This window comes from Sinorhizobium sp. KGO-5, assembly GCF_036245905.1.
GTDB lineage: Bacteria > Pseudomonadota > Alphaproteobacteria > Rhizobiales > Rhizobiaceae > Sinorhizobium > Sinorhizobium meliloti_A.
The window spans coordinates 1,556,050-1,579,117 of the sequence record NZ_BDIZ01000001.1; the positions used below are offsets into that span (position 1 = coordinate 1,556,050).

25 protein-coding genes are annotated in these 23,068 nt (G+C 63.4%); 15 read left to right on the forward strand and 10 right to left on the reverse strand.

Annotated features, from left to right (window positions below):
- The first annotated feature begins 61 nt into the window (after positions 1–61).
- The 6 genes from BHD07_RS07355 (at position 62) to BHD07_RS07380 (ending at position 6,762) form a co-directional block, all read left to right on the forward strand.
- On the forward strand, positions 62–904 hold the full coding sequence (locus BHD07_RS07355) for an MOSC domain-containing protein (RefSeq protein ID WP_100672073.1): 843 nt from the start codon (positions 62–64) through the stop codon (positions 902–904).
- Between the two features lie 137 nt (positions 905–1,041).
- Positions 1,042–2,280, forward strand: a complete 1,239-nt coding sequence (locus BHD07_RS07360) for an MFS transporter (protein WP_100672074.1) — start codon at positions 1,042–1,044, stop codon at positions 2,278–2,280.
- Between the two features lie 184 nt (positions 2,281–2,464).
- On the forward strand, positions 2,465–3,544 hold the full coding sequence (gene nadA, locus BHD07_RS07365) for a quinolinate synthase NadA (RefSeq protein WP_100672075.1): 1,080 nt from the start codon (positions 2,465–2,467) through the stop codon (positions 3,542–3,544).
- Positions 3,545–3,593: 49 nt separating this feature from the next.
- Entirely contained in the window at positions 3,594–5,192 is a 1,599-nt protein-coding gene (locus BHD07_RS07370; protein ID WP_100672076.1) for an L-aspartate oxidase, read from the forward strand.
- Positions 5,193–5,241: 49 nt separating this feature from the next.
- On the forward strand, positions 5,242–6,141 hold the full coding sequence (gene nadC, locus BHD07_RS07375; RefSeq protein ID WP_100672077.1) for a carboxylating nicotinate-nucleotide diphosphorylase: 900 nt from the start codon (positions 5,242–5,244) through the stop codon (positions 6,139–6,141).
- Positions 6,142–6,243: 102 nt separating this feature from the next.
- The gene (locus tag BHD07_RS07380; protein WP_100672078.1) at positions 6,244–6,762 is read left to right on the forward strand and encodes a superoxide dismutase family protein; all 519 of its coding nucleotides are present in this window, start codon (positions 6,244–6,246) and stop codon (positions 6,760–6,762) included.
- Between the two features lie 54 nt (positions 6,763–6,816).
- Here BHD07_RS07380 and BHD07_RS07385 read toward each other — a convergent pair whose 3' ends face one another.
- The 8 genes from BHD07_RS07385 to BHD07_RS07420 all read right to left on the reverse strand — a co-directional run bounded on the left by BHD07_RS07385 (position 6,817) and on the right by BHD07_RS07420 (position 11,960).
- Positions 6,817–7,821 carry an NUDIX hydrolase gene (locus BHD07_RS07385; protein WP_100672079.1) on the reverse strand — a complete coding sequence of 335 codons (1,005 nt, stop codon included), beginning with the start codon at positions 7,819–7,821 and terminating at the stop codon, positions 6,817–6,819.
- A complete protein-coding gene (locus tag BHD07_RS07390; RefSeq protein WP_100672080.1) occupies positions 7,775–8,308 on the reverse strand; it encodes a tyrosine phosphatase family protein in 534 nt (177 codons plus the stop codon). The genes BHD07_RS07385 and BHD07_RS07390 overlap by 47 nt, the downstream gene beginning before the upstream one ends.
- Before the next feature lie 2 nt (positions 8,309–8,310).
- Positions 8,311–8,919 (reverse strand): YfbR-like 5'-deoxynucleotidase, encoded by a 609-nt coding sequence (locus tag BHD07_RS07395; RefSeq protein ID WP_100672081.1) that lies wholly within the window; start codon positions 8,917–8,919, stop codon positions 8,311–8,313.
- Positions 8,916–9,764: a CAF17-like 4Fe-4S cluster assembly/insertion protein YgfZ gene (gene ygfZ / locus BHD07_RS07400; RefSeq protein WP_100672082.1), complete on the reverse strand. Its 849-nt coding sequence runs from the start codon at positions 9,762–9,764 to the stop codon at positions 8,916–8,918. Before ygfZ ends, BHD07_RS07395 begins: the two co-directional genes overlap by 4 nt.
- Before the next feature lie 108 nt (positions 9,765–9,872).
- The gene (locus BHD07_RS07405; RefSeq protein ID WP_338278760.1) at positions 9,873–10,619 is read right to left on the reverse strand and encodes a hypothetical protein; all 747 of its coding nucleotides are present in this window, start codon (positions 10,617–10,619) and stop codon (positions 9,873–9,875) included.
- Positions 10,620–10,634: 15 nt separating this feature from the next.
- Positions 10,635–10,904, reverse strand: coding sequence for a hypothetical protein (locus BHD07_RS07410; protein ID WP_010969047.1), 270 nt, complete (start codon positions 10,902–10,904; stop codon positions 10,635–10,637).
- Between the two features lie 157 nt (positions 10,905–11,061).
- On the reverse strand, positions 11,062–11,499 hold the full coding sequence (locus tag BHD07_RS07415; protein WP_100672084.1) for a TIGR02301 family protein: 438 nt from the start codon (positions 11,497–11,499) through the stop codon (positions 11,062–11,064).
- The gene (locus tag BHD07_RS07420; RefSeq protein WP_338278779.1) at positions 11,496–11,960 is read right to left on the reverse strand and encodes an NUDIX hydrolase; all 465 of its coding nucleotides are present in this window, start codon (positions 11,958–11,960) and stop codon (positions 11,496–11,498) included. The genes BHD07_RS07415 and BHD07_RS07420 overlap by 4 nt, the downstream gene beginning before the upstream one ends.
- On the opposite strand from BHD07_RS07420, the gene BHD07_RS07425 reads away from it, so the two are divergent.
- Complete coding sequence (locus BHD07_RS07425) at positions 11,959–12,789, forward strand: SOS response-associated peptidase (RefSeq protein ID WP_198516718.1); 831 nt, start codon at positions 11,959–11,961, stop codon at positions 12,787–12,789. The two genes, BHD07_RS07420 and BHD07_RS07425, sit on opposite strands and share 2 nt — an antisense overlap.
- Before the next feature lie 90 nt (positions 12,790–12,879).
- Here the strand turns inward: BHD07_RS07425 and BHD07_RS07430 are convergent, their stop codons facing one another.
- On the reverse strand, positions 12,880–13,029 hold the full coding sequence (locus tag BHD07_RS07430) for a hypothetical protein (protein ID WP_080662060.1): 150 nt from the start codon (positions 13,027–13,029) through the stop codon (positions 12,880–12,882).
- A gap of 412 nt (positions 13,030–13,441) precedes the next feature.
- On the opposite strand from BHD07_RS07430, the gene cysS reads away from it, so the two are divergent.
- The 7 genes from cysS (at position 13,442) to rarD (ending at position 20,130) form a co-directional block, all read left to right on the forward strand.
- Entirely contained in the window at positions 13,442–14,842 is a 1,401-nt protein-coding gene (gene cysS, locus BHD07_RS07435) for a cysteine--tRNA ligase (protein ID WP_100672086.1), read from the forward strand.
- Positions 14,843–14,891: 49 nt separating this feature from the next.
- Positions 14,892–15,374, forward strand: a complete 483-nt coding sequence (locus BHD07_RS07440) for a GFA family protein (protein WP_100672268.1) — start codon at positions 14,892–14,894, stop codon at positions 15,372–15,374.
- Positions 15,371–15,850 carry a GFA family protein gene (locus BHD07_RS07445; protein ID WP_018094633.1) on the forward strand — a complete coding sequence of 160 codons (480 nt, stop codon included), beginning with the start codon at positions 15,371–15,373 and terminating at the stop codon, positions 15,848–15,850. Before BHD07_RS07440 ends, BHD07_RS07445 begins: the two co-directional genes overlap by 4 nt.
- Positions 15,847–16,347, forward strand: a complete 501-nt coding sequence (locus tag BHD07_RS07450) for a GFA family protein (protein ID WP_100672087.1) — start codon at positions 15,847–15,849, stop codon at positions 16,345–16,347. Before BHD07_RS07445 ends, BHD07_RS07450 begins: the two co-directional genes overlap by 4 nt.
- Positions 16,344–17,306, forward strand: a complete 963-nt coding sequence (pip, locus tag BHD07_RS07455; protein WP_100672088.1) for a prolyl aminopeptidase — start codon at positions 16,344–16,346, stop codon at positions 17,304–17,306. Before BHD07_RS07450 ends, pip begins: the two co-directional genes overlap by 4 nt.
- Before the next feature lie 54 nt (positions 17,307–17,360).
- Complete coding sequence (cimA, locus tag BHD07_RS07460; RefSeq protein WP_100672089.1) at positions 17,361–18,977, forward strand: citramalate synthase; 1,617 nt, start codon at positions 17,361–17,363, stop codon at positions 18,975–18,977.
- A 211-nt stretch (positions 18,978–19,188) separates the two neighbouring features.
- Complete coding sequence (gene rarD, locus BHD07_RS07465; protein ID WP_100672090.1) at positions 19,189–20,130, forward strand: EamA family transporter RarD; 942 nt, start codon at positions 19,189–19,191, stop codon at positions 20,128–20,130.
- A gap of 124 nt (positions 20,131–20,254) precedes the next feature.
- Here rarD and BHD07_RS07470 read toward each other — a convergent pair whose 3' ends face one another.
- On the reverse strand, positions 20,255–20,872 hold the full coding sequence (locus tag BHD07_RS07470; RefSeq protein ID WP_100672091.1) for an LOG family protein: 618 nt from the start codon (positions 20,870–20,872) through the stop codon (positions 20,255–20,257).
- Positions 20,873–21,114: 242 nt separating this feature from the next.
- Here BHD07_RS07470 and BHD07_RS07475 point away from each other — a divergent pair, with 242 nt between their 5' ends.
- The gene (locus tag BHD07_RS07475; RefSeq protein ID WP_100672092.1) at positions 21,115–22,824 is read left to right on the forward strand and encodes a LysM peptidoglycan-binding domain-containing protein; all 1,710 of its coding nucleotides are present in this window, start codon (positions 21,115–21,117) and stop codon (positions 22,822–22,824) included.
- The last annotated feature ends 244 nt before the right edge of the window (positions 22,825–23,068 follow it).

The window sequence follows — 23,068 nt, forward strand, 5'->3', positions numbered from 1 at the left end:
CACGTCCCGGTGAATCAGATTGGCAACGGCCTGACTCGATATCTGAATTCGGAAAATTGACATGCAAGTAACCGGCCTGAACATCCATCCCCTGAAGAGCGGTCGCGCAGTGCCGCAAACGGCCGTTACCGTCAATCTCGATGGGCTCGCCGGCGACCGGCGCTTCATGCTGGTCGCGCCCGACGGACATTTCATCACGCAGCGCGAGCTGCAGGCGCTTGCGCAGGTCGAGGCGGAGCATGTCGCCGGCGGTGTGCGCCTGCGGATGAACGGCAAGGAGCTTTCCGTTCGCTTCGACCCGAATGACCGCCTCGATGTCCGGGTCTGGTCGAGCGACGTCAATGCGGCGGTCGCCGGGGGTGCTGCAAACGACATGCTGTCCGGCTGGTTCGGGCGCCCCGTTAAGCTCGTCCGCATGGACGATGAGGCCGAGCGCTTCGTCGGCGCCGAATGGGCGGGAGCGGCGGCCCCCGTCGCATTTGCCGACGGCTTCCCGGTTCTGGTTACGACAACGGGCTCGCTCGCCGACCTCAACCGCACCCTGATGGAAAAGGGGCAGGAGCCGGTCGGCATGGAGCGCTTCCGCACCAATATCGTCATCGATTGCGACGAGGCCTGGGCCGAGGACTTCTGGGAGAGCCTGGAGATTGCCGGGATTACCTTCGATCTCGTAAAGCCCTGCGCCCGGTGCATCATGACGACGCAGGATCAGACGACCGGCGAACGCGTCGGCGGCAACCCGATCCAGGGTCTTTCGATAAAGCGCATGTCTGCGGACCGGCGCGTGCCCGGCGTGCTCTTCGGCTGGAACGCCGTGCCGCGGGGGGAGGGCCTTATCAGGCTCGGCGACGCGGTCGAGGTCCTCCGCCGTCGCGAGGAGCGCTGGCCGATGAAGGTGCGCTGAGCCGGCTTAAAACGCGGCCGTGCGAAAACGTGCGAGCGGCCGGCGGATCAATTCCTGTGATGCCACCCTCAATATAATTGGTTTCCCCCGGGCTCGTCGCCGCCATAGCATGGCCCCTCATCATCAGGAGCTTGCCCATGTCTGCCATTTCTCCCGCAGTCACCCGTCCGGCGGAGCGCAGCGGCCTGCCGTGGCTCATCATCGTCGCCGGCTCCATCATCGCGATGCTGACCTTCGGTCCGCGCTCCGCCATGGGGTTCTTCCAGCTGCCGATGCTTGCCGAGAAGGGTTGGGACCGGACGACCTTCGGCCTGGCAATGGCGTTTCAAAATCTCTGTTGGGGCCTTGGCCAACCGTTCTTCGGCGCGATCGCCGACAAGTTCGGCACCTGGCGCGTGCTCGCGCTCTCCGGCCTCGTCTATGCAGCGGGACTGATCCTGATGGCCTTCGCGGATGCGCCGATCTGGCTGCATATCGGCGGCGGCGTCCTGGTCGGTCTGGGCGTTGCGTCGGGTTCCTTCGGCATCGTGCTTTCCGCCTTTGCCCGCAACGTCGCGCCCGAGCAGCGCTCGCTCGCCTTCGGCATAGGCACCGCAGCCGGCTCGGCCGGCATGTTCCTCTTCGCGCCGCTGAGCCAAGGTCTCATCTCCGCCTATGGCTGGTCCGACAGCCTCGTCTATCTCGGCCTCATGATGCTGCTCGTTCCGCTCTTTGCGATTCCGCTGCGCGGCAATGCCTCTTCCGGGCGCCAGCCGGAGGCATTGTTCAAGCAGACAGTCGTGGAAGCGCTCAAGGAAGCGCTCGGGCACAAGAGCTATCTTCTGCTCGTCTCGGGTTTCTTCGTCTGCGGTTATCAGGTCGCTTTCATCACCGCACATTTTCCGGCCTATATCGGCGATATCGGAATCGACGCCCGCTATGCGGTAATCGCGCTGGCATTGATCGGCTTCTTCAACATCATCGGCTCTTTCTCGGCCGGCATCATCGGCCAGCGTTATTCGAAACCTTATTTCCTGGCGCTGATCTATCTGGCCCGTTCAGTCGTCGTCTCGGCCTTCCTGCTGCTGCCGCAAACGCCGACATCGGTCATCGTCTTCGCGGTCGCCATGGGCCTCCTGTGGCTCTCGACGGTGCCGCCGACCAACGGGCTGGTGGCGATCATGTTCGGCACGCGGCATCTCGGCCTGCTCGGCGGCATCGTGTTCCTGTCGCACCAGATCGGTTCATTCCTCGGCGTATGGATGGGCGGCTATCTCTACGACCAGTTCGGATCCTACGATCCGGTCTGGTGGGTGGGCGTTGCGCTCGGAGTGTTCGCGGCCATCGTGCACTGGCCGATCGAGGAGCGTGCCGTCGCCCGCCCGGCAATGGCCTGATCGCCAAAATGTTGCGATGCGCCCGTGCGATATGCGGGCGTATCGTTTCCACCCTGCGCGCTTGAAATCTGTCACAAAACTTTCTAAATCAGTTCCGGCGGCTCAGCCGCTTTTGTTTTGATCTAATTATGCTCATTTTGAGCATAATTAGAGATTGCCGGAAACGGCGAGAGAGGAGAGCCCGATGACCACTCTTGACCTTCGCAAGGAAGCGGCGCCCGCTCCGGCCTTTGCAAGCGCTGCGGCACGCTTCGGCGTCATCGAAAAGCCGGATCTCGCCTTCACCCCGGCTATCGCGCGCGAGACCGAGCACCTTTACGAAAAGGTCAAGGACTTCATTCCTGCGTTCGAGTGGGCGGCATATGCGCCTTACGTTCATGCGATCAACCGGCTGAAGAAGGAACGCAACGCGGTCATCCTGGCCCACAATTACCAGACGCCGGACATCTTTCACTGCGTGGCGGACATCGTCGGCGATTCGCTCCAGCTTGCGCGCGACGCTACCAAGGTCGACGCGGAGATCATTATCCAGTGCGGCGTGCACTTCATGGCCGAGACGTCGAAGCTGCTCAATCCGGAAAAAACCGTGCTCATTCCGGATGCGAGAGCAGGTTGCTCGCTTTCGGACTCGATCACCGGAGCGGATGTGCGGCTCCTCAGGGAACGCTATCCGGGCGTGCCGGTCGTCACCTATGTCAACACCTCGGCCGACGTAAAGGCGGAAACCGACATCTGCTGCACCTCCTCCAACGTGCTGGCAGTAGTCGAAAGCCTCGAGTCCGACACCGTGCTCTGCATCCCGGACGAGTATCTGGCGATGAACGTGGCGCGCCAGACGAATAAGAAGATCCTGACCTGGAAAGGTCATTGCGAGGTGCACGAGCGCTTCACGGCAGCCGAACTGCTGGCTTACAAGGAAGCCAATCCCGGCATCGAGATCGTCGGCCATCCGGAATGCCACCCCGATGTCATCGCCGTCTGCGATTTCTCCGGTTCCACCTCGGGCATGATCAATTACGTCAAGGACAAGCGGCCGCAACGGGTGCTGCTGGTGACGGAATGCTCGATGGCCTCGAATATCCAGGCGGAGGTCAGGGGCGTCGATTTCGTCAAGCCGTGCAACCTGTGTCCGCACATGAAGCGCATCACGCTGCCGAAGATCCTCGACAGCTTGCTCGACATGACGGAAGAGGTTCTGGTCGATCCGGCGATCGCCGACCGCGCGCGGCTGGCGGTCGAGCGCATGGTGAACCTCAAGCAGTGATCAATGCCGGGGCAAACCCGGCGCAGGCCCGTGGAGGAGTTATCGAGCCATGCTGACCGACCATTTCCGCCCGCAGTCCTTCAACGGAATCGATGACATCGTCATCGTCGGCGGCGGCCTTGCCGGGCTTTTCTGCGCGCTGAAACTGGCGCCGCGTCCCGTTACGATCCTTGCCGCCGCACCGATCGGCTACGGCGCCTCCTCGGCCTGGGCGCAAGGCGGCATCGCCGCCGCGATGAGCAGGGGCGATACATTCGAGAAGCATGTCGCCGACACGGTTGCGGCCGGTGCCGGTATCGTCGACGAGAAGATGACGCGCATGATGGTCGCAGAGGGCCCGGCCCGCATCCACGATCTGCTCGAATTCGGGGTGCCCTTCGACCGCGACCTCGAGGGAAAGCTCCTGCTTTCGCGGGAAGCCGCGCATTCCGAGCGGCGCATCGTCCGCGTCAAGGGCGACATGGCCGGCAAGTCGATCATGGAGGCGCTCATTGCCGCGGTGCGCAATACCCCGTCGATCCGGGTGATCGAGGGCTATGTGGTCGAGGAACTGGTGCGCGAGGGCCGGTTCATCTCCGGTGTGATCGCGCGGCCGGATGCCGGCCAGTCGAAGAGCCGCGTTTCCTTCCCGGCGCGCGCCGTCGTTCTTTGCTCGGGCGGTGTCGGCCATCTCTATGCGGTCACCACCAATCCATGGGAAGCATGCGGCCAGGGCGTCGGCATGGCGGCGCGGGCGGGCGCCATCATTGCCGATCCCGAGTTCGTCCAGTTTCATCCGACCGCGATAGACATCGGCAAGGACCCGGCGCCGCTTGCGACCGAGGCGTTGCGCGGAGATGGCGCCAGCCTTGTGAACTCGCAAGGCCGCCGTTTCATGCTCGACATCCATCCCGATGGAGAGCTCGCGCCGCGCGATATCGTTTCGCGCGGGGTCTTTGCGGAAGTCCAGGCCGGACGCCGCGCCTTCCTCGATTGCACAAAGGCCGTCGGCAGGCATTTTCCTGAGATGTTCCCGACCGTCTACGCCTCATGCATGGCAGCGGGCATCGATCCGGTCAGACAGCCGATCCCCGTCACGCCTGCCGTGCACTACCACATGGGCGGCGTGCTCACGGACGGGGAGGGGCGTACCTCCATCGACGGCCTCTGGGCGGCGGGCGAAGTGACATCGACCGGCGTTCACGGCGCGAACCGTCTTGCCTCGAATTCGCTGCTGGAGGCGGTCGTCTTCGCGGCGCGGATCGCGGAAAATATCAAGGGCAGCTTGCCGGCCCCGAAGCTGACTGCCTGGGGCGACAATGCCGGCGAGAACGACGATCCCGTGACGGTCGAGGACAGCCCGCCTTTCAAGGTGCTGCGGCAATTGATGAGCGATTGCGTCGGGGTCGTGCGTACGCGCGAAAGCCTGACCCGGGCGATCCGGGGGATTGCGGAACTCGAGAGGGCGAACAAGCGCCTGCGCTTCGCCAATATCGTCACCACGGCCAAGCTCATCGCGATCGCCGCCCTGCAACGGACGGAAAGCCGCGGCGGTCATTTTCGGGCCGATTGCCCGGACGAGCGGCCGGAATGGCGGCGCCGGACCTATCTGACGCTTGCCCAGGCGGAGCGTCTGGCCGCGGACGTGGCCGAGAGCGAGCCGGCATGAGGGCGGCAAACGCAAACTTAGAAGCTACTCCAACCGCAGGAACGACATAATGACCGCCCTTCGCCCGGAACTGCCCGCTCTCATGGTCGAGGAGCAGGTGAAAGCGGCCCTTCTGGAAGATCTCGGCCGGGCCGGTGACATCACCACCCTCTCGACGATCGGGCCGGAGCGGACAGCCGCCGCGAATATGAGCGTGCGCGAAGCGGGCGTGGTTGCCGGGCTGGAACTGGCGCGAACCGCCTTCCGCCTGGTCGACCCGTCGATCTGCTTCGAGGCGCTCGCTGCGGACGGCGACCGGGTGGCGCCAGGTACGACGATTGCGCGAATTTCCGGCAGTGCCCGAGGCCTCCTTTCGGCCGAGCGGGTGGCGCTCAACTTTCTCATGCATCTCTCGGGGGTCGCGACCTACACGGCGACGTTCGCCGACGAGATCGCCCATACGGGCGCCAAGGTCTGCTGCACGCGCAAGACGATCCCCGGCCTTCGCGCTCTCGAAAAATATGCCGTTCGCCTCGGCGGCGGCTCCAATCATCGCTACGGCCTCGACGACGCGGTGCTGATCAAGGATAACCACATCGCCGTTTCCGGCGGTGTTGCCGGCGCCGTCCGCGCCGCGCGGGCCTATTGCGGCCATCTCGTCAAGGTCGAGGTCGAAGTCGACGGCCTCGCCCAGTTGCGCGAGGCGCTGACCGCCTCGCCGGACGTGGTCCTGCTCGACAATATGGGGCCGGAACTGCTCCGCGAGGCCGTCGCGATCAACGCGGCACATTGGGAACTGTCCGCCGCTTCCTATGCCGGTGACCTGCGCCGCACCAGGCTGGAGGCGTCGGGAAACGTTAAGATCGAAACCATTCGGGCAATCGCCGAAACGGGCGTCGACTACATCTCGACATCGAAGATCACGATGGCCGCACCGACGCTCGACATCGGTCTGGACGTGTCGATTTAGCTCAATTCGCCGGATCACTGCAACTCAGCCGCGTTTTTGCGGAACGACCCCGGCAGCCGCGCGTTGTCTTCTATCGACCCGCGAGTGAGAGGGAGAACTCCGATGATGAGAACGATGATCGCGATCGCCTGTGCGGCAGGCATGGCGGGTGCCGCTTCGGCACAACAATCCTCGCAAACGGCGACGGCCGAGTTCGTGGGCAAGGACGGCACCGACATCGGGCGGGCCACTTTGACGGCAGGTGGCAAGGGCGTGCTGATCGAGATGGAGATAAGCGGCCTGCCGAAGGATACCTGGGTCGCTTTTCACGCTCACGAAATGGGACGCTGCGACCCCAAGGACGGGTTCGAGTCGGCGGGAAAGCATTTTGCCGGCGAGGATGAAAATTCCGAGCACGGCTTCCTCGCTTCCAATGGCCCGCATGCCGGCGACATGCCCAACCAGTATGTCGGCGCCGATGGCATCCTGCGCGCCCAGGTCTTCAACAGCTTCGTGTCTCTCGACGACAAGGCCACCGCCCTTCGCGGCCGGGCCCTGGTGATCCACATGCATTCGGACGACAACCGCAGCCAGCCCTCCGGCGATGCCGGCGACCGGCTGGCCTGCGCGGTGGTAAAATAGTGCATCTCGCCCGGTGCGCCGCGGGTTTGGCAAAACACAAACGCGGTGTAAGGATCAGCGGCCGCCGACCTTGAGGCCGGGCGCGGGCCGCTCGTCGAGGATTTGGCGGCGGAAGCGGAAGAGTGCGGCCGGACGGCCACCGGTGGATGCCAGGGTCTCCCCCGTCGGCTCGACGAGCTCCGCTCCTTCGACCAGCCGGCGGAAGTTCTGCTTGTGGAGATGGCGGCCTGAAATCGCCTCGACGGTTGCCTGCAGATCGGTAAGGGTGAATGCCGGCGGCATCAGCTCGAAGACCACCGGCCGGTATTTGAGCTTGCCGCGCAGTCTCGCGACAGCGGTCGCGACGATCCGGCGATGGTCGTGGCGCATAGCCAGCCCTGCCGCCGGATTTTCCGGATCGCGGCAATGGCCGTCGATCACGGCCTCGCGCACCAGACCCGCCTCATAGAGCAATTCGTAGCGCTCCAGCACGCGCTCTTCGTCCCAGGGAAAATCGTCAAGGCCGAAGGCGAGGCGTACTCGTGAACGACGCTGCGCCGAGGCCGGCTTTTCGTCGCCGGACTCCCAGCGAACAAGCGCCGGCAGGATGGTCTGGTCGAGTATCGCGGGACGTCCGAGACGCCAGTCTTCCCAGGGCAGATAGCCGTACCAGTCGCGCCAATGAGCGCCCGCTTCGGCCAGCCTCTCGTTGTTCTCCGCGTCCGTGCGCGTCAGCGCCAGGTAGCCGACGGACACCATGTGCTTGCCTTCCTCGCCGGGCAGACGCTGGCGCCCGCGGTCGCCGAAGGTGTAGAGCTGCTCGATATAGCCGAGCCTGAGCGCCGTACGCTTCTCGACGCGCGCCCGCAGGCTTGCCTCGAAAGTGCGGTGGCGGGCCGGATCGAAGGGGCCGAAGGGCAGGCTGTCGCGAGCGTCCCCGTCCGCCTCGCTGACGGCGAGGATGCGCGGGCTGCGGCTGACGACCGCGACGATCACGGCATTGAGCCCGATCTCGACCGTGACCGGCTGCGCTTCACCCGGCATGTTGCACGTCTTGCAGGGGCAGGATGAACGGAGCATTGCCGTCCGCATCCGCGCCGCGGCCGATGGCTTGCACAGCGGCGACGAGCGCGCCTTTGCGGGACAACGCCCGGTCGCCGATTTCCACGAGGCGCGCATTCGGCGTCGCATAGGGCGAGGCAAGCCGGAGGCGCTTCGCGAGCGCGTGGTCGTCCTGGTCCGGTTCGACGGCGAGTGCGGCGATCAGCGCGGCCGCAGGCGAGCGGGAGACGCCCATCCAGCAATGTATGAGCATCGGCCGCGTCCGGTCCCATTTGCGGGCGAAATCGATGATTCGATGAACGTGTTCTTCCTGCGGCGCAATCAGGTCGCCCGTTCCGGCGAAGCTGATGTCGTTGACGCCGATCGTCAGATGCTTCGCATGGTCGATGACGGCTGGGCGATGAAAATTCTGACCCTTCGCAAGGAGGCTCAGCATTTCGCGGCAGCCGTGCCGGACGGCCATTTCCGCGATACGCTGAAGCGGCGAGACGACGATTGCCGTCATGGTCACGCCTCCTGTCTCGCCTTGGCGCGTTCGGACTCCAGCGCATTGAAGCGCGTGGCGAAGAGCCGCTGCGCCTCGACCGCGGGCAGAGGGTCGATCAGCAACGTCTCGCGGGTGATGCCGCGCGGCTGACCGAAGAACTTTCGGGCCTCCTCTGCGGAAAAGCCGGCAAGTTCCGTCGCTTCGAAATAGGCCGCGATACGGTCGGCCTTCTTGATCCGCTCCTTGAGTTCCCGGGGCGTATGTGCCGGAAGCCCGAAGCGCAGGTGGACCGCATTCTCCAGGCGCTTCTCCACGGTCTTGTAGCCGCCGCCGACGACGGCCTTGAACGGCGAGATCATGTCGCCGATGACGTATTCCGGCGCGTCGTGAAGCAGGGCCATCAGGCAATCCTGGGCATCGCAGCGATTGGTGCGGCGGAAAATCTCCTCGACAACGAGACTGTGCTGGGCAACGGAGAAGGCGTGGTCGCCGGAAGTCTGCCCGTTCCAACGCGCCACGCGGGCGAGTCCGTGGGCGATGTCGGAAAGCTCGACGTCGAGCGGTGAGGGGTCGAGAAGATCGAGCCGCCGCCCGGAAAGCATACGCTGCCACGCACGCACACTCATCATGCGCTCGCCTCGCCTGCCTCGCTCGGAAAGACGAGCCCCGTCCAGGCGGGGAGCGTGAGGGTAAGGCGCACATCGCCTGCAAGAATGGCCTCACCCTTGGCGATCGCTTCGCCTGCCTTGTCGACCCTGACGATCGCCAGGCCGTCCCGATCCAGTACGGTGCCGAGTGAACCGATCGGCCGTCCGTTGACGGAAATGTTGGTTCCGCTCGGCGGCAGCGTCGCCTCGCCGGCGACGATGACGAGGCGGCGTCGCGCAGTGCCTCGGTGCTGCATGCGCGAAACGACTTCCTGCCCGACATAGCAGCCCTTGCGGAAGGAAAGGCCGCCGTTCATGTCCATGAGAACATCATGCGGAAAGGCATCTTGCAGGTCGTAGTCGCGGCCGGCAACGGCGACGCCCACCGTGATTCTGAGCCGGTCCAGATCGGCGACGCCCGCTTCCGCTGCAGGCATGTCGCGATAGAGGCGGAAAGCGGAAATGCCCGCCTTCTCGAACCGATGATCGCGATAGCTCTCGGCCGGCGCATCTTCTCCGAACACGACCGTGACCGGTGCCGGCGAATTGAGCGACAGCTCCACTGCCGATCGCAACTTGTACATCGTCAGGCGCTTGACGAGCGCTTCGGCTTGATCCTCCGTCGTCTCCAGACGCAACGCTTCGCCGTCGCGGGAGATCAGGAAATCGAAAAGGATCTTGCCCTGCGGCGTCAGCAGCGCGCCAGGCCTGACCTCGTCCGGGGTCAATGAGGCGATATCCGTCGTGATCAGCGTCTGAAGAAGGGTCTCCGCGTCCTTTCCGGAGACACGAATGATTGCGCGGCCGTCGAGGCAAACCATGGGCATATGTCGAGTCCTATTCTCTATTCCGAAGAGGTAGGATGTCTGCCGGGGAAGGGCAAGCATGCCGAGCGGGAACCGCCAGCATTTCCGTCTCTCCGGCACGAGACGCGCTCAATCGCCCGCGACGAAGAACTTCCACTTTCCATCCGGCGTGATGCCGACGCGGTAGAAATTGTAGGTGCCGAACTCTTCCATCCCGGCGAAATCGCCGGCGGTCACCAGTCGGAAGAGGTCGACCTTTTCCGGGGCGGTCAGCGACGAGAGCGGCTTCTCGGCGAAATAGGGCCAGACATAGGCCTCCTCGGGAGTACCCTTGTCCGCAAGCACGAAGCCCGTCGACATGACGTCGAGGAGGATGGCCAGAATTTCGATGCCGTCCTGGTCGCCGGAAAGACTTTTGAGTGCGGCAATCGGGTCGTCTTCCCCGGCGATGGCGGTAACCTGGGTCTGGGTGGGGCCCTTGCCGAGCAGCGGGCGCAACCGCTCGATGTCACCCGAAGCCGCGGCCTCGACGATCAGTTCACGCATGCGTGCGACCGGCACCGGGATCTTCGAAACATCCGTCAGGACCTCTACAGGCTCCACAACGTCAGGCGCGGCGATCTCATCGTCCTTCGACTCGACGGCCGTCCTGTCGACGAGAGGGTCTGGCATCGGAATTTCGAGGGGGGCCCGTTCTTCCGGCGCGGACTCTTCGGCCTCGTCGCCTGGGGCTGCGTTCTGTTCGCCGGCAATGGGGGCAGGGGCGCCCTGAAACTCGCTGAGCGCGAACGCGGGCGCAGGGGGCATCGTCGCACTCGCCAGCAGCAACACGACAAGACCAACCGGGAGGGCCCGGTTTGCAGGGTTCCGGTTCATCGGGCAGTCCTGATGTTACTGAATCGTCCGCTCTGGCGAGAATTCTCCGGCGAGCATGCGCTCGCGAAGCGAGTTAAGCATTGCCTCGGCACCTTCTTCGCCATGAAGCCGAACGGTTTCGCGCATGGCCAGCGCAATCGCCGCATCGGCGATGATTTCGGGCTCGATGCCGTCGGCCATGCCATCCGCCCAAGCCTCGTTCTGGTGCTCGAGCGCCGCCTGCATCTTCTCGTGGACGATCATGTCGTCGATGTCTGTCAGGCTTGGTTCCATCATTCGTTCCATGCGGCTTCCATTACGTGCACTGGCTAACCTAACGCCTATCCGCTGAACCGCAACTGAACGGGCAGACAGGCCGGCTACTTCTTATCACTCTCTTAACAAACTTAGCAGCCTTTTCCCGAAACGACACGGGGTCAGGGAAAAAGAGGTTAATATCTTCCTAATTTCCAAAGCGGGCGACGATTTCCGAAACGAGTGTTGCACCTTCGGCACGGTAGCGTTCTTCCGCGAGCGTCGCGGGCTCCGTACACCTGGTATAGACCGAGGCGAAGGTCCGATAGCCCCGGTTGAAAGCGGCGGTTATGCGCTCGCGCCGTTTCGGCTCTCCGGCCGCCTCCTTGTCGATCAGTTCCTGCGTGGAGCGGCGCCAGCCGTCCTCGGGCTGGTCGAGACAGAGATTGCGCAGATAATGCACCGAGCCGAGAATTTCGGCGAGGCGGATCAGCCGCCGGTCGTAAGGGGTCGGCTTTTCCTCCTGCGCCGGGGAGGGAGCGGCCGTCTGCTGGGCAGGCTGCTTTTCCTGAGCCGCCACGCCGGCGGCGGTGGCGAGGAGAATGCCTGTAAGCAACAGTCTGAACGGGAGCCGTTTATCGGTCATGCGCCCCTCAAATCCGAACCGACGCCGGTCGCCGACTCAGGAATACGCCTTGGCCCGCCGGCAGCCAGCTTTTTCACGCAGTCGCGCACGCTTTCCGGAATGGGCAAGGTGAAAATCTCCTCCGGTGTGAACCAGCCAACGCCGGCGGCATCATCGCAGGCGATCGCGACCAAATCAGGATCGGCTTGGACGGTGAAGACCGAGAGCAGGAAGTGACGCTCCTGCCGGCCTATACCGGGCAGGTCATAGATTTCGAAGAGCACGGGATCGCGGGCGCTGATGCCCGTTTCCTCGGCGAGTTCGCGCAATGCCGTCTGCGCAGGCGTCTCCCCGGGCTCCGCCCTGCCGCCGGGAAACGCGTACATGTCGGCTGACGGCGGATTGGCCCGCCGGACAAGAAGATAGCGGCCGTTCCGTTCGAGAATGGCGGAGGAGGCGCGCTCGGGTTGCTTCGTTATCATGGAATCGAAAATCACCTTGGTCGTTGACCCATACTACGTGAAGTGCCACATCGATGTCATGTGCGGACGTTTTGCGCTTACGGCCACGCCGGAGGAATTGCTGGAACTGTTTGGCCTGCTTGAAGCGGAGGGCTTTCCTGCGCGCTTCAACATCGCGCCGACGCAGCCGATAGTCGTTATCGTGGCCTCCGATCGGCCGGAACCGGGCAGCAACCTGCCGGAACGCAAGGCTGTGCTCGTCCGTTGGGGTTTCACGCCAGGCTGGGTCAAGGACCCGCGCAAGTTTCCTCTGCTCATCAACGCTCGGGCCGAAACCGCGACCGGCAAGGCCGCCTTCCGCGCCGCAATGCGCCATCGCCGCGTGCTGGTGCCGGCGTCCGGTTTCTACGAATGGCGCCGCCCCGTCAAGGGCAGCCGGGAGGCCTCGCAAGCCTTTTGGGTCCGGCCGAAAAAGGGCGGGATCGTGGCCTTTGCCGGGCTCATGGAGACGTGGTCTTCCGCCGACGGTTCGGAGGTCGACACCGCGGCGATCCTCACGACCGATGCGAACGGCGCCGTCAGTCACATCCATGACCGCATGCCGGTCGTGATCCAGCCCGAAGACTTTTCCCGTTGGCTCGATTGCAAGAGCCAGGAACCTCGCGAGGTGGCCGACCTCATGGTGCCGGCGGCGGAGGATTATTTCGAAGCAATCCCCGTGTCGGACAAGGTCAACAAGGTCGCCAACACCGGCCCTGAGCTTCAGGACGAGGTCACGCCCATAGCGCAGATCCCGAAGAGGGGGCGCTCTGACGATCGGGATGATGGCGGGCAGATGTCGTTGTTTTGAGCCAAGGACCGCCCCTCATCCGGCCTGCCGGCCACCTTCTCCCCGGCAAGCGGGGCGAAGGGGACGCGCGGCGCTGCTCCCAGATCGGAACTAAGCCGAACGCTTCGCGATCTTCTTGTCAGCCGGTTTAGCCCTGACTTGCAGCGCGGCTGCGAGGACGGCCTTCAGGCCAAGTGGGCGGTATTTCGTCAGCAGATCGGATGGCGGCGGGTTGCGTTCGGCAATTTTGGCGGCCTTCATTGCATGTCTTCCTTGGTGTTTTCCCTATCGGGAGCATTAGCCCTCGTGAATTTTCAACGAAAACCATGTCCCTGTTGTTCCTCGGGAAACAGGACCTGAAGCAGTGCCGGGCTGCATTGGCGAATCTCCTCCCCCTCTGACGATTTCCAGATAAGCCAAATCGTGACAAATCCATGGCTGTCATTTGCGGAATGACGACTTTCGCTTGCACGTGGCTCGCCTCTTGACCGGCGCCGGGTGACGCGCGATAAGGGTCGCCATGAAAACGGTTATCTGCATTATTTGCCGGAAGATTATTCGCTAGCGAACCGCTGGCCTGGCCGTTTTCGTCTCCAAAAATCCAAGATGACAAACGCGCGGGGCCACCCGGCGATTATATTGCGACGGCAGCATGCAGACTTGGAGATCTGGGATGGGCGGAATGCCGATTTTGAAACTGTACAACACGCTGACGCGGGAAAAGGCCGAATTCCGGCCGATCGATCCTCAGAACGTCCGCATGTATGTCTGCGGCCCGACGGTCTACGACTATGCCCATATCGGCAATGCACGGCCGATCATCGTATTCGACGTCCTGTTCCGGCTGCTTCGTCACGTCTACGGCGCGGATCACGTCATTTATGCTCGCAACATCACCGATGTGGACGACAAGATCAACGCGCGGGCATTGCGCGACTATCCCGGGCTGCCGCTGAACGAGGCGATCCGGCACGTGACCGAGAAGACCGAGACACAGTTCCTGGAAGATGCCGCGGTGCTCGGCTGCATCGAGCCCACCGTGCAACCGCGCGCGACCGAAAACATCGCCGGGATGATCGAAATCATCGAAAAGCTGATCGCCAAGGGCCATGCCTACGAGGCCGAGGGAGAGGTGCTCTTCGATACACGGTCGATGGACGATTACGGCCAGCTTTCCAAGCGCAATCTCGACGAGCAGCAGGCCGGTGCCCGCGTCGCCGTCGAGGCGCACAAGAAAAACCCGGGCGATTTCGTGCTTTGGAAGCTCTCCGCCGAGCACGAGCCCGGCTGGGACAGCCCCTGGGGCCGCGGGCGGCCCGGCTGGCACATCGAATGCTCGGCTATGAGCGGGCGCTATCTCGGCGACGTGTTCGACATCCACGGCGGCGGCATCGACCTGATCTTCCCGCATCACGAAAACGAGCTCGCCCAGTCCCGTTGTGCCCACGGCACCGAGATGATGGCGAATGTCTGGATGCACAACGGCTTCCTGCAGGTCGAAGGCCGCAAGATGTCGAAATCCGAGGGCAATTTCATCACTATCTACGAGCTTCTTCACACGGAAAAATTCGGCGGCCGCAAATGGCCCGGCGAGGTCCTTCGGCTGGCAATGCTGATGACCCATTACCGCGAACCGATCGACTTCTCGATCAAGCGGCTGGAGGAGGCCGAGCATCTGCTGTCGAAATGGCCGGTCTACGGCGACGCTGCAGGCGAGGCGGACCCGGCCGTCGTCACCGCCCTGGCCGACGACCTCAACACCGTGGCGGCCGTTCAGGCGCTGCATGCATTGGCGCAAAAGGCTTCCGCCGATTCGCGCCATCTCGGGGCCTTCGCCGCGAGCGCGGCGCTTCTCGGGGTGGTGCCGAAGGAGGTCGAACTCGACGAGGCCGTCGTTCACGAGATCGATGGCCGTGTACGTGAGCGTCTGGAGCTTCTGAAGGCCAAGAACTACGCGCAGGCCGACGGCATCCGCGCCGATCTCCTGGCGAGGGGCATCCAGCTCAAGGACGGCAAGGATCCCGAAACCGGCGAAAGAGTGACCACCTGGGAGGTGAAGCGGTCTCAGGTCTAGTTTCAGGATGATGGCGCTGCCGGCACGCCGGAGGAAAGAGGAGGGCGAGATGGCTGACGAGATCCATATGGGCGGATGCCAGTGTGGCGCGGTCCGCTTCCGCGTCGAGGGAAAACTCGGCGATGCTTCCGTCTGCCATTGCCGCATGTGCCAGAAGGCGAGCGGCAATTTCTACCTGCCGCTCGTTTCCGTACGCGGCGCGAAGCTCGTATGGACCCGCGGCGAGCGCAAGCGCTTCCGGTCTTCGAATGTGGTTTGGCGCGGCTTCTGCGGCGACTGCGGAACACCGCTGACCTACGAGGCGCCGGACGGCATGGCGCTCGCGATCGCTGCATTCGACAGGCCGGAAGGCATCGTGCCGACCATCCAATGGGGCGTCGAAGGAAAACTGCCCTATGTCGATCATGTATCCGAGCTGCCCGGCGAAGAGACCATGGCCGACGCCGAGGCTGTCTCCTTTCTTGCCGACCTCGTTTCCTATCAGCACCCCGACCACGACACCGAAACCTGGCCACCGGAGGAAAAAGGATGAGCAATACCGTCAGGACTGGAGGCTGCCAGTGCGGGGCCGTTCGCTTCCGCATCCACGGAGAGCTCGGGCGCCCCTCGATCTGCCATTGCCGCATGTGCCAGAAACAGTTCGGCTCTTTCTTCTCCGCCTTGGTGACGGCGCCGAAGGACGGGGTCGAGTGGATCCGCGACGAGCCGAGCTATTTCCAGTCATCGGTCAATATCGATCGTGGCTTCTGCCCGAAATGCGGTACGCCGATGACCTATCGGCATCCTGGCGGCCTCGAAATCGCCATAGGCGCCTTCGACGACCGCTCCGATCTCGCGCCGAAAATTCAGGTCAATTACCAGTCCCGGCTTCCCTGGGTCGAATCGATCTTCGAGCAGCCGGTTCACGACGATGCCGACTATTATGGGCGGCAGGAGCAGATCATCTCGTTTCAGCATCCGGACCATGAGACGGAGCAGTGGCCTCCGGGCGGAGTCTGGGCACGATGATCGGACGCATCTTCACCGGCGGCTGCCAGTGCGGCGCGGTGCGCTACCGCGCCGAGGGCACGCTGGACGATCCGCATATCTGTCATTGCCGCATGTGCCAGAAGGCGGCGGGCAACTACTTTCTGCCGCTCGCCAATATCGCGCGCGAAGATTTCCGCATCGTGCGCGGCCAGCCCGCCTGGTATCGTTCGTCCGATCTCGTGCGCCGCGGCTTTTGCCGCGATTGCGGGACGCCGCTCTTCTATGACATGCCGCATGCGAGCTTCCTGAACATCGCGCTCGGTTCGCTCGACGATCCGGATGACGTCCAGCCGGTCTACCAGTCCGGCGTCGAGTCGCGGATGTTCTGGTTTTCGCATCTGCCGCAGCTTCCCGAAACAGAGACCGACGACGGCAGCGAAGCGGCCGCCGAGCGCCATCTCATAGTCCTGGAATCCAACCGCCAGCACCCCGATTACGACACGGTGCACTGGCCGCCCGAGGAAGATCTATCGTGAGTTCGCCATTGCGTACCCTCTATCCCGAAATCGAACCCTATGCATCCGGGCACCTCGATGTGGGCGACGGCCATTCGATCTATTGGGAACGGGCGGGCACGCCCGGCGGCAAGCCGGCGGTCTTCCTCCACGGCGGCCCGGGCGGTACGATTTCGCCGAACCACCGCCGGCTCTTCGATCCGTCGCTCTACGATGTGATGCTGTTCGACCAGCGCGGCTGCGGCAGGTCGACGCCGCATGCAGAGATCGAGGCCAACACGACCTGGCACCTCGTGGCCGATATCGAACGGCTGCGGGAATTTTGCGGGGTTGGCAAGTGGCTCGTCTTTGGCGGCTCCTGGGGCTCGACGCTGGCCTTGGCCTATGCCGAGACCTATCCTGAGCGGGTAAGCGAGCTCGTCGTCAGGGGCATTTACACCCTGACCAAGGCCGAGCTCGACTGGTACTATCAGTTCGGCGTCTCGGAAATGTTCCCCGACAAGTGGGAACGCTTCATCGCGCCGATCCCGCCGGAAGAACGCCACGAGATGATGCGGGCCTATCACCGCCGCCTGACAAGCGAGGACCGCGCGACGCGGCTTGCCGCGGCCAAGGCCTGGAGCATCTGGGAGGGGGAGACCATCACGCTTCTGCCGGAGCCGGACACCAGCACGCCCTTCGAGGAGGACGAATACGCTCACGCGTTCGCCCGCATCGAAAACCATTTCTTCGTCAATGCCGGCTGGCTGGAAGACGGGCAATTGCTGCGCGATGCCCATAAGCTCCACGGAATTCCGGGCGTGATCGTGCATGGTCGCTACGACATGCCATGCCCGGCAAAATATGCCTGGCAGCTGCACAAGGCCTGGCCGCATGCCGAATTCCACCTCATCGAGGGGGCGGGACATGCCTATTCGGAGCCGGGCATTCTCGACCGGCTCATCCGGGCGACCGATAAATTTGCCGGCAAGGCCGAATAGAGCGGGTGCGAAGAACCCGCAATCGATCAGTGATTTGTACGTTGGAACCGAGACATGACCAGGGAACGCATCTATCTCTTCGACACGACGCTTCGGGACGGGCAGCAGACGCCGGGCATCGACTTTTCCGTCGAGGATAAGATCGCGATTGCGACGCTGCTCGATCAATTCGGCATGGACTATGTCGAGGGCGGATATCCCGGCGCCAACCCCACGGACACGGAGTTTTTCAAGTGCCGGCGTACCGACAAGGCCTCCTTCGTCGCCTTCGGCATGACCAAGCGCGCCGGCGTCTCCGCTTCCAACGACCCGGGACTGAGCGCGCTGCTGAGCGCCAAGAGCGATGCGATCTGTCTTGTCGCCAAGAGCTGGGATTATCATGTCGAGGTGGCGCTCGGCTGCACGAACGAGGAAAATCTCGACAATATCCGCGCATCCGTGAAGGCGGTCGTCGAGTCCGGGCGCGAGGCGATGGTCGATTGCGAGCATTTCTTCGACGGCTACAAAGCGAATCCCGCCTATGCGCTCGCCTGCACGAAAACGGCTTTCGAGGCGGGCGCGCGCTGGGTCGTCCTGTGCGACACCAATGGCGGCACGCAGCCGGGCGAGATCCGCGAGATCGTCTCGGCCGTGATTGCGGCGGGAGTGCCCGGTGCAAATCTCGGCATCCATGCGCATAACGATACGGGGCAGGCGGTGGCCAACTCGCTGGCTGCGGTCGAAGCCGGCGTTCGTCAGATCCAGGGCACGCTCAACGGCATCGGGGAACGCTGCGGCAACGCCAATCTCGTGACGCTGATTGCGACGCTTGCCCTGAAGGAAACCTATTCGAACCGCTTCGAGACGGCAGTCGATGCCGAGAGGCTCCAGGAGCTGACCAAGCTCGCCCATGCCTTCGACGAGTTGCTCAACCGCTCTCCCGATCCCCAGGCCCCCTATGTCGGCGCTTCGGCTTTTGCCACCAAGGCCGGCATTCACGCCTCCGCCTTGCTCAAGGACCCGAGGACCTACGAGCATGTCGCACCGGAAAGCGTCGGCAACCTGCGCAAGGTCATGGTCTCCGATCAGGGAGGCAAGGCCAATTTCATCAACGCCCTCAAGCGGCGCGGCATCACGGTCTCCAAGGACGATCCGCGGCTCGACAAGCTGATCTCGATCGTCAAGGAACGCGAGGCGACGGGCTATGCCTATGAAGGTGCGGATGCGAGCTTCACGCTGCTCGCGAGCCGTATTCTCGGCACCGTGCCCGACTTCTTCCGGGTGGAGAGCTTCCGCGTCATGGTCGAGCGCCGCTTCGACGCGAACGGCAAGCTGAAGACGGTATCGGAGGCCGTGGTCAGGGTGATCGTCGACGGCGAAACGATGATGTCGGTCGCCGAGGGGCATGGTCCGGTCAACGCGCTCGACCTCGCGCTTCGCAAGGATCTCGGCAAGTACCAGTCCGAGATCGCCGATCTGGAACTTGCCGATTACAAGGTGCGCATCCTCAACGGCGGCACCGAGGCCGTCACCCGCGTTCTGATCGAATCGACGGATCGCTCAGGGGCGCGCTGGTGGACGGTCGGCGTGTCCGACAACATCATCGACGCCTCATTTCAGGCATTGATGGACAGTATCGTCTACAAGCTGCTCAAAAACCGCGATCAGGTCGGATCGATCGCGGCCGAGTAGTTGGATCACGATGATTTCGGGTTGCGCGGGATATCCGCTTCCGTCGCATCAACGCCGTTCATCCATCGGTTCACGGAAATGAATTGGTGCATCACCGTCGGTTGGAGTAGGACGCAGGAGGACTGACGGCAATTGCTCCCGAGAGGGTTGGCCGTCGATTGCGACCGGAGCGCTTCCCGCTCGGCTCCGGTGGAATTTCAGGATCAAAATCATGGCCGAGCCGAACGCGAATTTGCCCGCAGAGAATGTCGATTCCCCGAAAGGTTTCGCCTTCGCGCTGGCAGCCTACCTGTTGTGGGGTTTCCTGCCTTTCTTCATGAAGGCGGTGTCGCATATCCCTGCGGCGGAAGTGGTGGCGCATCGTATCGTCTGGTCGGTACCGCTCGCAGGCCTCGTGCTCGTGTGGCTCGGCCGCACGCAGGACGTGAAGGTAGCGCTGCGCTCTCCACGCGTGCTGATGATGGCCACGATCACGGCCGCTCTCATCACGGTCAACTGGGGCATCTATGTCTGGGCGATCGGGGCGGGGCGGGCCATCGAGACGGCGCTCGGCTACTATATCAACCCTCTGTTCTCCATCTTCCTCGGTGCGCTGCTGCTGAAGGAGAGGCCGAATCCGGCGCAGATGGTGGCGATCGGCCTCGCCGCGCTCGCCGTTGGCGTGCTTGCCTTCGACGCGGGCGGTCTTCCCTGGGTTTCGATCGGGCTGTGCTTTTCCTGGGGTTTCTATGCGTTCTTCCGGAAGACGCTGCCGGTCGGGCCGAACCAGGGCTTCTTCCTCGAGGTCTTGCTGCTCAGCATCCCGGCCGCAGGCTACGTCATCTGGCTCGAGGCGACGGGGCAGGGCCACTTCCTCGGCGACGCCAACATGACGGATGTCCTGCTGCTCCTCGCCTGCGGGATCGTCACCGCCGTGCCGCTGATGATCTATGCCAATGGCGCGAAGCTGCTCCGGCTTTCGACGATCGGGATCATGCAATATATCGCTCCGACGATGATCTTCCTGATCGCGGTCTTCGTTTTCCACGAACCCTTTGGAACGGCAAAACTCGTCGCTTTCGTCCTGATCTGGGCCGCGCTCTTCATCTATTCGGGAGCGATGCTTGCGGAGAGCAGGGCGCGGCGGGCGGCTCAACCGACGCCGGCCGAATAATCGGCAGAGTCAGATCACGATGACTTCAGGTCGGATCGACCTGAAGTCATGAACGTGATCGATTCTAAGAAGAGCGGGGATGCGGGCGGAAAACCGCACACACTTCTCCTCGTCCCGATCTGGATCAGAGCCTGGCGATGATCTCGGCTTCGCCTTCGCGCCCGTTGGCGCGGACCGAGGCAAGGATGCCGGGGATGATGTCTTCCGCACGGTCGATCACCAGCGGCTGCACGAGATGCGCGGTGTGAACGAATCCCTGGCCGCGCATGTGGTCGATCAGCTGCAGCATCGGATCCCAGAAGCCGTTGACATTGCCGAAGACCATCGGCTTCCTGTGGCGGCCGAGCTGCGCCCAGGTCATGATTTCGACGATCTCCTCGAGCGTGCCGATCCCGCCCGGAAGGGCGACGAAGGCGTCGGCGCGCTCGAACATCTTGTGCTTGCGCTCATGCATGTCGGTGGTAACGATCAATTCGTTCAGCTGGCCTAGCGAGTGACGCGTCGCTTCCTTGTCCATCAGGAATTCGGGAATGATGCCGGTCACGTGTCCGCCGGATGAGAGCACGCCGCTCGCCACGGCGCCCATGATCCCGCGCGTGCCGCCGCCATAGACGAGGCGCAGGCCATGATCGGCGATCGATCTGCCGAGGGTGCGGCCGGCCTGCATGTGGGCTTCGTCACGCCCGGGCTGAGAACCGCAATAAACGCAAACGGATAGAATCGGCGTGGTTTCCTCGTTCATGGTCCCACCAGAAATTGCAGTGCAGCACGGGTCAAGGAAAATGGACGAAAAATCTCCGGCTGTCGAGCGCCGGAATCATAGTGAGCGCTTGTATAGAACTATAAGAAACGTTAGCAATTTCAGTAATACATTGAAGAATTCGGACAGTGTGCTGCGGTTGCGCTATAATGCACCGGGCGTCGCAGCGCCGGCCGATGGGGCATGCGGGGAGCATCAAGGCGCTCCGCCCTGTGGAGAGTGGCATGATTAAGAATAAGGCCAGCTGGGTGGCGCTTGGCGTCCTGGCAATCGCGACCGCATTGATGATCTTTGTGGTTCAGCCGAATCTGCGTGAAAGCGACAAGGGGGCGGTGGCCCAATCGGGCGCAGGCGAGCAGCCCGGCCAAACGGCGGCGGCGACGAAGACCGATCCGTCCGCCCCGCAAGGCAACGCAGCACAACAAGCGACAGCGGCCTCCGGCAGCAATGCGGCCGCATCCGACCCGGTGGCGAACTGGACGGTTCCGGGATTTGACGTTCTGCGCGTCGAACCGGACGGCTCGACGGTCGTCGCGGGCAGAGCCCAGCCCGGCACGAAGCTCGAGATCCTGAGCGGCGACACGGTCGTCGGTACCGCCAATGTCGGCGCGGGCGGCGATTTTGCCGCCGTCTTCGACAAGCCGCTCTCGGCAGGCGACCACCAGCTGACGCTCAGAAGCGTCGGCTCAGGCGGACACAGCAAGACGTCGGAGGAGGTTGCAACTGTTTCGGTACCGAAGGATTCGAGTGGGCAGCTGCTGGCGATGGTATCCAAGGCGGGCAAGGCGAGCCGGCTGATCACGACGCCGGAAGCCGGGCCGAAGCCGATGCAGGCAGCCGCCGATCCGGGCACGGTACCGGCCGGCGAGCCCGGCGGCGCTTCCGCTTCTCCCGCCGCACCGGCAACCATTCCCGGGCTGCAGGTGACTGCGGTCGAGATCGAAGGCGGCATGATGTATGTCGCAGGCAACGCCAAGCCCGCTGCCCTTGTCCGCATTTACGCTGACGACGAGCTGCTGGGTGAGGTGAAAGCCGATGACAAGGGACATTTCGTCGTCGACGGTTCGATCGAGCTCTCGGTCGGCAGCCATATCATCCGCGCCGATATGATGAACGAAGATGCAAGCAAGGTGGCGATGCGCGCCTCCGTTCCCTTCGACAGGCCGGCGGGCGCGCAGGTTGCCGCCATCGCCGGTTCGACGCTTGCAGCACCCACGACGGGTCTCGACCGTTTGAAGGCGGAAGCGGGCAAGGCGCTTACCCTTTTGAAAGCGCTTTTTGCCGACGGGAAGCAGCCCTCCGTGGAGCAGCTCGCCGCAGCCCGCTCGGCAACCGAATTCGCCCTCCAGTCGCTGGCCGAATTCAAGCCGGCCGACGGCTCCGATGCCGATCTGGCGGCAGCCGCCGCTGAAGCGTCCAAGGCGGCGACAACGGCGCTGGACGCGCTCAAGGCTGCGCCGCAGGACCCGTCAAGCGTCGCAGCGGCGGTGGAGAAGGTCGATGGCGCTCTTGGGAACGCATTGACGCGCCAGAATGTCGGCACCTCGGTGGCATCCGCCGAACCCTTGGCGGTGCAGGCGAGCGATGCCTCGAAGCAGCCGGAGCCTTCGGCAGCGGGCGAGACAAATGCAACCGTGGTCGAACAGGCGGCGGCGCCGGCTTCAGATGCGGCGAAGGAACAGCCGGCCACCATCGAGCAGGCACCGCTCAAGGAAAGCAAGACGTCGGTGATCATCCGCCGCGGCGATACGCTGTGGCAGATCTCGCGCCGCGTCTACGGTGCCGGTCTGCGCTACACCACGATCTATCTCGCCAACCGCGAACAGATCGAGAATCCGGATCTGATCCGACCGGGCCAGGTTTTCGGGGTTCCGGACGAGATGCTGTCGGAGGAAGAATCGCGGGAAATCCACCGCAAGCATATGCGACACTAGATCACGATGCTTTTGAGGTCGGTTCGACCTGAAAGCACTAACGTGATCGTTCCCAAGAGCGGGATGCGGGCGGAAAACCGCACATAGTTTTCCTCATCCCGCTCTAAGTTTGTCTTTTGCCGGCACTTCCATTGCGTTGGCGGGGAGGTGGACCTATCTGTCAGGAAAAGCGGCGTCCTCCAAAAAGGCGCCGCTTTTCATTGAAGCTGGTGCGGGATGAAGGCGCGCGACGTAGCGGTTCGCC

Excerpts from the sequence above, each read along its gene's own strand:
- cysS (WP_100672086.1), top strand. The coding sequence starts at position 13,442 with ATGGGCGGAATGCCGATTTTGAAACTGTACAACACGCTGACGCGGGAA.
- BHD07_RS07360 (WP_100672074.1), top strand. The coding sequence starts at position 1,042 with ATGTCTGCCATTTCTCCCGCAGTCACCCGTCCGGCGGAGCGCAGCGGC.
- BHD07_RS07425 (WP_198516718.1), top strand. The coding sequence starts at position 11,959 with ATGGAATCGAAAATCACCTTGGTCGTTGACCCATACTACGTGAAGTGC.
- BHD07_RS07430 (WP_080662060.1), bottom strand. The coding sequence starts at position 13,029 with ATGAAGGCCGCCAAAATTGCCGAACGCAACCCGCCGCCATCCGATCTG.
- BHD07_RS07420 (WP_338278779.1), bottom strand. The coding sequence starts at position 11,960 with ATGATAACGAAGCAACCCGAGCGCGCCTCCTCCGCCATTCTCGAACGG.
- BHD07_RS07380 (WP_100672078.1), top strand. The coding sequence starts at position 6,244 with ATGATGAGAACGATGATCGCGATCGCCTGTGCGGCAGGCATGGCGGGT.
- BHD07_RS07395 (WP_100672081.1), bottom strand. The coding sequence starts at position 8,919 with ATGATGAGTGTGCGTGCGTGGCAGCGTATGCTTTCCGGGCGGCGGCTC.
- BHD07_RS07355 (WP_100672073.1), top strand. The coding sequence starts at position 62 with ATGCAAGTAACCGGCCTGAACATCCATCCCCTGAAGAGCGGTCGCGCA.
- nadC (WP_100672077.1), top strand. The coding sequence starts at position 5,242 with ATGACCGCCCTTCGCCCGGAACTGCCCGCTCTCATGGTCGAGGAGCAG.
- BHD07_RS07385 (WP_100672079.1), bottom strand. The coding sequence starts at position 7,821 with ATGCTCCGTTCATCCTGCCCCTGCAAGACGTGCAACATGCCGGGTGAA.
- nadA (WP_100672075.1), top strand. The coding sequence starts at position 2,465 with ATGACCACTCTTGACCTTCGCAAGGAAGCGGCGCCCGCTCCGGCCTTT.
- BHD07_RS07370 (WP_100672076.1), top strand. The coding sequence starts at position 3,594 with ATGCTGACCGACCATTTCCGCCCGCAGTCCTTCAACGGAATCGATGAC.
- BHD07_RS07445 (WP_018094633.1), top strand. The coding sequence starts at position 15,371 with ATGAGCAATACCGTCAGGACTGGAGGCTGCCAGTGCGGGGCCGTTCGC.
- cimA (WP_100672089.1), top strand. The coding sequence starts at position 17,361 with ATGACCAGGGAACGCATCTATCTCTTCGACACGACGCTTCGGGACGGG.
- BHD07_RS07450 (WP_100672087.1), top strand. The coding sequence starts at position 15,847 with ATGATCGGACGCATCTTCACCGGCGGCTGCCAGTGCGGCGCGGTGCGC.
- BHD07_RS07390 (WP_100672080.1), bottom strand. The coding sequence starts at position 8,308 with ATGACGGCAATCGTCGTCTCGCCGCTTCAGCGTATCGCGGAAATGGCC.
- BHD07_RS07410 (WP_010969047.1), bottom strand. The coding sequence starts at position 10,904 with ATGGAACGAATGATGGAACCAAGCCTGACAGACATCGACGACATGATC.
- rarD (WP_100672090.1), top strand. The coding sequence starts at position 19,189 with ATGGCCGAGCCGAACGCGAATTTGCCCGCAGAGAATGTCGATTCCCCG.
- BHD07_RS07415 (WP_100672084.1), bottom strand. The coding sequence starts at position 11,499 with ATGACCGATAAACGGCTCCCGTTCAGACTGTTGCTTACAGGCATTCTC.
- BHD07_RS07440 (WP_100672268.1), top strand. The coding sequence starts at position 14,892 with ATGGCTGACGAGATCCATATGGGCGGATGCCAGTGTGGCGCGGTCCGC.
- BHD07_RS07475 (WP_100672092.1), top strand. The coding sequence starts at position 21,115 with ATGATTAAGAATAAGGCCAGCTGGGTGGCGCTTGGCGTCCTGGCAATC.
- BHD07_RS07470 (WP_100672091.1), bottom strand. The coding sequence starts at position 20,872 with ATGAACGAGGAAACCACGCCGATTCTATCCGTTTGCGTTTATTGCGGT.
- BHD07_RS07405 (WP_338278760.1), bottom strand. The coding sequence starts at position 10,619 with ATGAACCGGAACCCTGCAAACCGGGCCCTCCCGGTTGGTCTTGTCGTG.
- ygfZ (WP_100672082.1), bottom strand. The coding sequence starts at position 9,764 with ATGCCCATGGTTTGCCTCGACGGCCGCGCAATCATTCGTGTCTCCGGA.